The sequence below is a fragment of the Corallococcus praedator genome (assembly GCF_003612125.1).
In the GTDB taxonomy this organism is placed as follows: Bacteria; Myxococcota; Myxococcia; order Myxococcales; family Myxococcaceae; genus Corallococcus; species Corallococcus praedator.
In genome coordinates, this window is record NZ_RAWI01000621.1 from 1 (window position 1) to 3,512 (window position 3,512).

The 3,512-nt window shown below is 71.6% G+C and carries 2 protein-coding genes and 1 pseudogene; all 3 read right to left on the bottom strand.

Annotated features, from left to right (window positions below; genetic code table 11):
- Positions 1-1,050, bottom strand: a pseudogene (locus D7Y13_RS39910) (tetratricopeptide repeat protein); the annotation flags it as partial.
- Positions 1,051-1,056: 6 nt separating this feature from the next.
- The gene (locus D7Y13_RS39915) at positions 1,057-2,814 is read right to left on the bottom strand and encodes an Hsp70 family protein (protein WP_120585907.1); all 1,758 of its coding nucleotides are present in this window, start codon (positions 2,812-2,814) and stop codon (positions 1,057-1,059) included.
- Between the two features lie 94 nt (positions 2,815-2,908).
- A complete protein-coding gene (locus D7Y13_RS39920) occupies positions 2,909-3,406 on the bottom strand; it encodes a hypothetical protein (protein ID WP_120585906.1) in 498 nt (165 codons plus the stop codon).
- Between the last annotated feature and the right edge of the window lie 106 nt (positions 3,407-3,512).

Sequence of the window (3,512 nt, forward strand, 5' to 3'; positions counted from 1 at the left end):
GCCCACCCCGGCGACATCGCGCGCGAGGGCACGGCGGCGCTCGGAAAGTTCCGCCTCGCGGCCCGCTGCCACGGCTCCCTCGCCCATCGTCGCCGCGCGGGCATAGAGGGCCTGGGCTTCGTCCAGGGCGCCCGCTTCGAGCAGTTGGTCCCCCAGGCGCACGGCGGTGGCGCCCGGTGCACCGGGCAGTTCGAGCGCCGCACGGCGCGCGGCCTCCACCTGGGCCGAAGGCTTGCCTTCCCACGCCAGCAGTTCGGAGCGCAGGAAGGCCGCGGCCGCGCCGGAACGGATGGCCGGGGGCGCGACGACGAGCCGCCGCTTCGCCTCCGCGAGCGCACCTGGACCCGTTGCTCCGGCGGCGACCAGCCCTGCTTGGATGTCCGCGCCCTGCCCCGGCAATCCAGCGGCGAGCCCGGCCCCGGTGCTCGTGCCCTGCCCCGGCAATCCAGCGGCAAGCCCCGCCTGTGTGAGCGCGGCGTGCGCGGTGGGCAGCGCGAGCGCCTGCACGGCCTGCTCCGCCGGGGGCGCATCCAACATCGCGGTGCTCGCAGGCAGTCCCAGCGCAGCCCTTGCGCCGAGCACAGCCTCCGCGAGGCGCGGATCCTCCGGCGCGAGCGCGCGAGCACGCCGCAACGCGGGAAGGGCCACCGCCGGCCGGTTCGTGCGCTCGCACAGCCGCACCACGGCGCGCCAGGCCTCCAGGCCCCCAGGAGTGATTTCAGCCGCTTCGAGCGCGTGCACGAGCGCGTCGTCAGGCCGGTCCTCTTCCAACAACGTCACGAACTCAGCGCGGAGCACTGGATCTCGGGGCGCCTGACGCGCCCACTCCTCCATCAGACGGAGCGCTTCCGCCTTGCGCCCGTCGCGAGTCAACGCACCACACAGCAGACGGCGCGCAGTCTCTCCTCCCCCCAGGTCCAGGGCACGGCGTGCATGTTCCGCCGCGCCACGGAAGTCGCGCTCCTGAAAGAGCGCTTCGGCCAGGGCGAACCGAGGCGACGACTCCGACGGTCGCAACACCACCGCGCGCTTGAGTTCGGTCAGCAGCACGCGCGCTCAGCCCAGCTCAAACAGCAGGTCCGTCAGTTCAGCATCCAGGCGGGCCGCCGCGACGCGGTCACCCTTCTCACGGGCCGCGCGCAATTCATTGCACAGCGCCTCCAGCCGGGGTCGCACGGAGACCGGAGCCGACGCGAGGTGCTCCACAGCGGCGGCCAGCAACGCATCGGAGTCGGTGGCCACGGGCGCGGGAGCGGAGACAGGGGCCGTGGCCGTGGGCGCCGTGCCCCATTCGCGCGCGAGCCGCTCCCTTGCCTCCAATCGCTGTTCAGGCCTGAGCCGCTGCGAGCGTTTGTCCACCACCAGCACCGCCTCCTTGCCGGTGGAGACCACGCGGGTGGTGACATTGAGGATGCCGTTGATGTCGTACGTGAACGTGACCGCGATCTTCTCGGCACCAGCACGCGCGGGCGGCACGCCCTCCACGGTGTACTCGTCGAGCAACAGGTTGTCGCGCACCAGCCGGCCTTCGCCCTGGAACACGCGGATCTCCACCGAGCGCTGCCCCTCCACCGTGGTGGCGAAGGTCTCCGTGCGCGACACCGGCACCGTGGTGTTGCGCGGGATGAGCGGCGAAAACACCCCGCCCACCCGCTCGCGGCCCACGGACGCCTGCACCTCCACGCCGAGCGTGAAGGGACACACGTCGGTGATCATGATGCCGCGCGCGGCGCTCATCGCTCCCGTCTTCAGCCCCGCCTGGAGCGCGGCACCCAGCGCCACCGCCTCGTCGGGGTTCACCCCCGCGCGCGGCTCCCGGCCGAAGTACTCCGCCACCAACTGGCGCACCAGCGGCACGCGCGAGCTGCCGCCCACCATCACCACCTCCGCGATGGACTTGCGGGACAGCTTCGCGTCGCGCAGCGCGCTCTCCATGGGTTCCAGCGTGGAGCGGATCAACTCCGTGATCAGCCCCTCGAACCGTGCCCGCGTCACCTCCACCTCCAGCGAGGCGGGAGCCCCTCCTCGACCGGGCGCGAGGAACGGAATGACGACCGGCACCGCGTCCACCGCAGAGAGCGCGATCTTCGCCGATTCGGCCGCGGCCTTGAGCCGCACCTGCGCCCCCAGATTCCCTGCCAGCGAGACACCGTGCGCGCGTTCGAACTGCGCTCCCAGCCAGCCCGCCAACAACTGATCGAAGTCGCTGCCCCCGAGCTGGTTGTTGCCCGCGGACGCCTTCACATCCAGCACGCCCTGGAACATCTCCAGCACTGACACGTCGAACGTGCCGCCGCCCAGGTCATACACAAGCACGTATTGTTCGGCGTCCAGGTGGTCCACCCCATACGCGAGCGCGGCGGCGGTGGGTTCGTTGAGCAGGCGCTCCACCTTGAGCCCCGCCAGTTCACCCGCGTCCTTGGTCGCCTGGCGCTGCGCATCGCTGAAGTAGGCGGGCACGGTGACGACCGCCTCCGTCACGGTGCCCCCCAGCGCACGCTCGGCGTCCTCACGCAGCGCGCGCAGGATGAGCGCGGAGATCTCCGTGGGGCTGTAGCGCCGGTCTCCCAACGTCACCGGCAGGTCGCGGCCCATGCGCCGCTTCACCTCCGCGACGGTGCGCTCGGGGTGCACGAGCAACTGCGTGCGCGCGGACTCGCCCACGTGCAGCCGGCCTTCCGCGTCCAGGCCCACGACGGAGGGCGTGAGACGCTGGCCCAGCCGGTTGGTCAGCAGGGTGGGACGGCCCGCGCCGTCGAGCGCCGCCACCAGCGAGTGGGTGGTGCCCAGATCGATACCGACGACATGACTCATGAAGGCAGGACTCCAGGTCTTTCAACGAAGGACGCGAAGGACCCGGGGCACGAGGTCCAGGCCCGGGGACACCCGCCCCGGGAGGGCGCGGGGGCTAGGACTCCGGAGGCGTCCAGCGCTCCGCGGGCGCGACCACCGGCGCGGGCTTGGGCTCCGCATAGAGGTCGCGAAGCTGCTCCAGGCCCGCGAGACCGATGCCCGCCTGCCGGGCGATCTCCAGGGCGCGCTCCGGCGAAGCGTGCGTGACCCACGTCCACCGGTACGAGGCAATCAGCCCTCCGATGCAGACCGCCGCGATGAGCCCTGGCGTCACGGCCTTGCCGGCCCCCTCGCCGAAGAAGATGGCCAGCCCGATGAGCAGGCTGGGCAGGCCCGCGATGATGAACAACGTGCGGGCCCACGCCACCAGGACGGACTTCATGCTGATGGGGATGGACTGCCCGCGCCAGCCGTCGCCCTCCTCGGCCACGACGAGCCATCCCTCCGTCGGCAGGAGCGGCACGAAGTTGAGGTGACCGAACTTCGTCGCCACGTAGCCTACGCCCGGAATCGCATCGACCTTGCCGTACAGCCGGGTACCGAAAATGATCACGTGCTTCCCCCTCACAACGGGCGCGCCGCTCCCTTGGGGGGCAGGCGCGCCCGTTGTGAGGGGGAAGCACGTGATCATTTTCGGTACCCGGCTGTACGGCAAGGTC

Coding starts and splice junctions, on each gene's coding strand:
- D7Y13_RS39915 (WP_120585907.1), bottom strand. CDS start 2,814: ATGAGTCATGTCGTCGGTATCGATCTGGGCACCACCCACTCGCTGGTG.